Origin of the sequence: Leptolyngbya sp. FACHB-711, from assembly GCF_014695615.1 — a bacterium.
Taxonomy (GTDB): domain Bacteria; phylum Cyanobacteriota; class Cyanobacteriia; order Elainellales; family Elainellaceae; genus Leptolyngbya_A.
On sequence record NZ_JACJOR010000278.1, the window covers coordinates 1 to 5,324 of the forward strand.

The following is a 5,324-nucleotide window of genomic DNA, read 5'->3' on the forward strand; positions in this document are numbered from 1 at the left end:
TTTGGAGCGGGGCAAAAAACGCGCGTTGAGCAAATTGCGCGTCAGGGATTGTGGTTGTCCGTATTGGTGGCGATTCCCACGATGCTGTTCACCGGACATCTGGATATCCTTTTGAGCCGTACAGGACAAACCGAAACTACTGTTCAGCTTGCCAATATTTATTTGGATATTATGCTGTGGGGATTGTTTCCAGCCATCGGTTTTGCGGCACTGCGGGCAACTGTTTCAGCCTTGTCTCAAGCCCGTCCGATTATGCTCATTGTTGTATCAGGAACCGCCTTCAACATCGTCTGGAATTATATTCTCGGCTTTGGTAAATTCGGCTTTCCCAAGATGGGAATCGCAGGATTAGCGTTAGCCAGCGTAATTACGCTGTGGGGAATGTTCCTGGCTTTAGCCCTGTATATTTCAACAAACGAGAATTTAAAGCACTACCGCATTTTTCAAGAACTGCATCGGGTCAAACCCTACATCCTGAAGGAGCTAGCCTGGGTGGGTGTACCGATCGGGTTGTTCTCTGGACTTGAAACAGGCTTTTTTATGGTGATTACCTTCTGGATAGGATTGTTAGGTATTGAAGTGTTAGCTGCCCACCAGATAGTATTTCAAACGATCGTTGTTGTGTTTATGGTTCCCTTAGGTATCTCTTATGCAACAACGGTACGAGTTGGGCAGTGGTTAGGACGACGCGATTGCACAGGCATTCAACAAGCAGCATTGGTGAGTATGAGCGTCACTACAATCTTTATGATTGCTGTATCAAGTGCATTTCTCTTCTTTCCTAAATTTATTATTGGTCTTTACATCGACATTACCAATCCAGTGAATGCAAACATTGTTGCGCTTGCACTTCCGCTATTGATGATTGCAGCGATCGCACAAGTTCTCGACGGCTTTCAAAAAGCAGTTTATGGCTCTCTTCAGGGACTACAGGACACGCAAATTCCAATGTTGCTGAATGTGTTGGGATACTGGGGAATTGGTTTATCAGTGGGCTATGTATTAGGCTTTCAGTTGCAGATGGGAAGTGTAGGCTTGTGGATTGGGCAATCGGTGGCGATCGCCGTTGTCGCAGGGCTATTCACTTGGCGGTTCTGGCAATTGATGAACCATCAAAAGCTTTCCCGAGCGCCGCAACGCTAGAAGCTCAGACTGACGGATACCAACAGGTTTGAGTGGTCTTAGGGCTGCAATTCTTTCAACTGGTAGGCATTGATTCGAGCAGTTTAGTAAGAATTTGCAAAAACCGATTTCCAAACGCTGTGGAGAATATTCCACACAGCAACACAAACATGGCCGAACCCATGTAATGAATGAAGTGAACGGCTTCCGGTGTAAAGTACATGAAATAGGAGAGAGGAACTAGGATCAAGAAAGATCCCAGGAGCGAACCCAATAAAAATTGAGTAGCTCTACTCCGCCAGGTTTGAAGGTTGGGTTGGTTGTGTTCAGGTTGCATAATTGGGTCTACAACTCAAGCTGTGTCTATTCTAGAGTAAGACCAGGCAAAGCATCCGTCCTCAACAGTCCTGAGACTCCTAAGATTTCAGGAGTTGTTTCCAGTGATGTTCCGTACTGTCATTGGCTGGAAACAAACACTCAATCCTCAGTTCTTGCAGGGTAATGTCGTAGGGGGTGCCGAGGGTGGCGATCGTTGAAAAAAACTCTAATTCTAGATTCCCTCGTTTGAGATGAACAGTCAGCAGCATGGCATTTTGAGTTGTTCGAGTGAAAGGCTGCCAAACCTCAGCAATGCCCGGATAACTCATTAATTCGTTCAGTAATGTTTTAGATTGTTCACTTTCTCCCTCAGCAATTGCCTCTCGGTGCAGGCGCTGTAGCAAATGCACTGAAAAATCGTCCCAGTTAATGACAAATGGACGGAACCCTTGAGGATGAAACATCGCCCGCATCAGGTTAACTTTTCCATCCCGGTAGAAGTGGGCTTGCAGTTCTTCTGGGGCAATGAAAGCATTCAGTAGTCGATTGGCAGCATGGTTGGTCAGCAGTAGATTCCAGTAGCGATCGACCACAATCGCTGGGTACGGTTCCTGTTGTCGCAGCATAAAGTCGATCGCTTTACGGATAGAAGCCATTTCAGGAGCCGATAGATCAGTCTCGGCGTGAATGGGTGTAAATCCTGCGGCAGTCAGCATCAAGTTTTGCTGTCTCAACGGAATCTCCAGCACCTCCGCCAGTTGCAACACCATCTCTCGGCTGGGTTTGGCTCGTCCCGATTCAAGAAAACTAATATGGCGTTGGGAGACCTGGCTGGTCACAGCTAAATCAAGCTGGCTAAATCCTCGCTGGCTACGCCATTGCTTCAGAAGCAGTCCAAACGAGTCGAGGGTCGGATTTGAGGCATTGGTGCGCTGTTGCATCACAAAGTTTGCAAAAGATGAGTTTGATTACCTGGCAGGTAATTGCTTTGATTATTTCCCTATTCCATCATGAAAGCACACCGATTAAGGATAAACATCATGTTGAAGACAACAAACCTCCCAATGACGCGCACGTTCAGCAGTATCAAAGTTTTGTATCTGATACTGACCATTGCCGGTTCAATTGAACCCTGGTTCTGGCTCCTGCAAGATCCGTCAGCATTGCTTTCTCCCTCATTTTTCCTGCAACAAGCGTTTGCGAATAACATTGCAGCAGGGTTAACAACGGATTTATTGATTTCTGCGATCGCCTTCTTCTGCTTTGTATGGATTGAATTGAAGCGGTTAAACATATCACGCGCCTGGATCATTCTGTATATTGGATTGACCTTCGGCGTTGGGCTTTCCTGTTCTCTTCCCTTCTTCCTGTACCGCCGAGAACAACATTTAGAGCGCACTGTTTGAGATTATTTGAGATGAGGCATTCCTGAGTTTAGAGCCAATAGCAGGCACGATTAGAACACCCGCTTCTGAGATTGAACCTGATTTAGGTCCAGGTCTGGTTTTCGATACGATGAGCGGCATCATGCTGTATGCCATGATTTTCCAGCCAACACCTGAGTTCTGGGAGGCTTATGTGCGTCGTTCTTTAGAGCTAGTTCTTCGATAACCTAATCCCTTCGCTGAATAGCTGCCAAAATAAATGCGATCGCTTCTTCAGTGTGTTCTTCGACCATCTCTGGACTGAGGCGATCAAGGTCTGGCGTGAGATGCTTCCAATTTTCATGAACTGTGAAATAAAACCAGCAAACGCTTAAGATGTGGGTTAATGCCAAGAATGGCTTGAGCGGACGGAAGTAACCTTCTGCAGTACCGCGCTCTAACACGTTCAAGAGATACCCGTGCAGGGTTAGCACATTACACTCCTTAAAGTACGCCCCCTGATTTTGGCTCGATTCCTGAAACCATAGCATTTGTCGCTGAGGATTTGCTGCTTCGTTGGCGATCGCAATGCGAATGATTTGCTTCAGCGCCTCTTCGGGAGACAGTGCATCAAACTTTTGTTGCGCCAGGATTTCTTGAACTTCGTCTACAGGACGCTGGAGAACTGCTTTGTACAGATTCTCTTTGTTCTCAAAGTAATAGTGCAAGGTTGCAGATGTGACCTGAGCAGCTTGGGCGATCGCACTCATCCGTGCGCCTTTCAAGCCGTGATGGGCAAACTCTTGTTCGGCAGCATCTAGAATTTGCTGCTGTGTTGCCTCAGCATCTCGCACTGGACGCACTGATTTTGCTGTTCGCTTTCCTGCTCGATTCACAGCCTTAATTCATGACTATCGGTTCAAAGCCATCTTAGCAAAGACTAGGCATTGCCAAATTGACGCTCAGATGAGCTTTTGATAGACTTACTAATTAATTAGTAAGTTAAGGGTTGACGATTATGGAGCAATTACAAGGTTCTCCGTGGCTGTTGGCGCATCGTTCTATGCTGAAGCTGAATCAACCTCGGAAGTTTTCCTTGTTGGGGCAAGATTATGTCCTCTGGCAAGATTCTCAGGGCACAATTACTGCCCTCCCCAACGCCTGCCCTCACATGGGAGCAATGCTTTCAGAGGGGTGGTGCATCACTCAATCCGATGGCAGTAGTGCCATTGCCTGTCCGTTTCATGCCCTAGAGTTCGATCGTAAGGGTTGCACGGTATTACCGGGCTCTAATAAACAAACAAAATCTTTGCTGTCACCGCTTGAATTGGTAATTCAAGGGGATTTGATCTGGACTTATGGGGGTTATGAGCCGAAGATCCCAATTCCAGATTTAATGAACACGATTGCAACTGAGTATGAGTTTATTGGCGTAACAGGTGAGCGCAGCATACCGACGGATATTCTGAGTTTGTTGCTAAATATGCATGACTACAATCACCAGAATGGTACCCACCGGGAGTTATTTGAGATTGAGGAAGTGCAGGTCAAGCAGTTTATTGATCAGGGTTTACATTCTCACGCTTATCTGGCGCAACCCAGGAAACAAGCGACCTGGCGTGAAATCCTCAAAAATCCAGCTCAACTCGCATTACCCAAGGTTTTAGAAGCGCATCTAGAGAATTACTTTCCGTTCATGGGTGTGATGCATGGCGACAATCAACTTTTGAGTTTGAAGGAATGCCACTTTTATTTGCCTGAATCGGTAGAGCGATCGCGTGTGTTTGTGCTGATGTATATGCAGGCACGCTCCCCAATTGCTCATTTACTAAAGAGAAACTTACTGAAGTTGATTGATGTCGTTGTAGAACAGGATGCCAGAATTCTCAGCCGGATCTATCCCAATACGCCTCAACGAATCAGATTGAACAACGAGGTCGGAATGGATTGGGTACGGCGCAACTTTGAGAGTTTTCCGCAAGTTGTAGAACCTAATCTTTTTAGATAAACACTCAATTACGTCAAAGATTAACCACTACTCAGGATGCTGCAAGTTTATTACTGAATTTTGCAATTCGTGCCACCAGTTCCGCACGTGATGAAATCTCTAGTTTGCGAAACATTCGCTTCAATGCTTGCTTCACCGTGTGTTCAGTAATCCATAGGGCTGCACCAATCTGAGCATTGGTAAGTCCTTGAGCAACTAATTCGGCAATTTGCATTTCCCGTAGAGTCAGACGATCCTTCACAGAAGACGTTGCATTACTGCTAGCCAGTTCGGAAATAATAGGTTTTGAACGCAGTTCTGCAAGCCGTGTCGAGAGATGAAGACATAGCGCACTCAAATCTGCTAGATCGTCTGCATTAAATGCGGGAGCATCGCGATGGCGGGTAAAAGCAATTCCGCCCACTATAGCTTTACGAGATCAGGTGAGAACGCTAAGCTAGCGAGAAACAAGCGTCTAGGAGTGCCGATGCCTTCCCCCTACAGTGATGACCTGCGGCGCAAAGCAGTTGATG

General features: G+C 46.5%; 6 protein-coding genes. 3 read left to right on the forward strand and 3 right to left on the reverse strand.

The annotated features are described in order from the left end of the window. Positions 1-1,143, forward strand: a 1,143-nt coding sequence (locus H6F80_RS10945) for an MATE family efflux transporter (RefSeq protein ID WP_190791588.1), incomplete at its 5' end; no start/stop codon positions are given. A 395-nt stretch (positions 1,144-1,538) separates the two neighbouring features. Here the strand turns inward: H6F80_RS10945 and H6F80_RS10950 are convergent. Further along, positions 1,539-2,381 (reverse strand): helix-turn-helix domain-containing protein, encoded by an 843-nt coding sequence (locus H6F80_RS10950; protein ID WP_190791589.1) that lies wholly within the window; start codon positions 2,379-2,381, stop codon positions 1,539-1,541. Between the two features lie 69 nt (positions 2,382-2,450). Here H6F80_RS10950 and H6F80_RS10955 point away from each other — a divergent pair, with 69 nt between their 5' ends. Beyond that, positions 2,451-2,846, forward strand: coding sequence for a DUF2834 domain-containing protein (locus tag H6F80_RS10955; RefSeq protein WP_199296506.1), 396 nt, complete (start codon positions 2,451-2,453; stop codon positions 2,844-2,846). Positions 2,847-3,052: 206 nt separating this feature from the next. On the opposite strand, the gene H6F80_RS10960 is transcribed toward H6F80_RS10955, so the two are convergent. Next, the gene (locus H6F80_RS10960; RefSeq protein WP_190791590.1) at positions 3,053-3,700 is read right to left on the reverse strand and encodes a TetR family transcriptional regulator; all 648 of its coding nucleotides are present in this window, start codon (positions 3,698-3,700) and stop codon (positions 3,053-3,055) included. Positions 3,701-3,822: 122 nt separating this feature from the next. Here H6F80_RS10960 and H6F80_RS10965 point away from each other — a divergent pair, with 122 nt between their 5' ends. Then, positions 3,823-4,812, forward strand: coding sequence for a Rieske 2Fe-2S domain-containing protein (locus tag H6F80_RS10965; RefSeq protein WP_190791591.1), 990 nt, complete (start codon positions 3,823-3,825; stop codon positions 4,810-4,812). 31 nt (positions 4,813-4,843) lie between these two features. Here H6F80_RS10965 and H6F80_RS30365 read toward each other — a convergent pair whose 3' ends face one another. Next, a complete protein-coding gene (locus H6F80_RS30365) occupies positions 4,844-5,215 on the reverse strand; it encodes a helix-turn-helix domain-containing protein (RefSeq protein WP_347277864.1) in 372 nt (123 codons plus the stop codon). Between the last annotated feature and the right edge of the window lie 109 nt (positions 5,216-5,324).